This is a genomic window from Pseudoalteromonas sp. SIMBA_162 (genome assembly GCF_046535955.1).
Classification (GTDB): domain Bacteria; phylum Pseudomonadota; class Gammaproteobacteria; order Enterobacterales; family Alteromonadaceae; genus Pseudoalteromonas; species Pseudoalteromonas marina.
This window is the reverse complement of sequence record NZ_JAWJBQ010000502.1, coordinates 1-267: the sequence shown is the minus strand read 5'-3', so window position 1 is coordinate 267 and position 267 is coordinate 1. Positions and strand designations below refer to the sequence as shown.

General features: G+C 68.2%; 1 pseudogene. It reads left to right on the top strand.

The window, feature by feature from the left end:
- Nucleotides 1–267 (top strand): annotated as a pseudogene (locus R0J88_RS20685) (hypothetical protein); the annotation flags it as partial.

Sequence of the window (267 nt, the reverse complement as noted above, 5' to 3'; positions counted from 1 at the left end):
ATGCCGGCCGGCCACTGGGCGCGCCCGGCCTTCTATGGCCGCCCGGAGGAGCGCAATGACGCCATGCAGAACGAGGCATTGGCCGTGCGCAATGGCGTGGGCCTGATCGATGTCTCGACCCTGGGGGGCATCGAGCTGCGCGGGCCGGACGCCGCCGAACTGCTCAACCGCCTCTACACCTTCGCCTTCCTCAAGCAGCCGGTAGGCCGCACGCGTTACGCCACCATGGCCAACGAGCAAGGCGTCATCATCGATGACGGCGTCTCG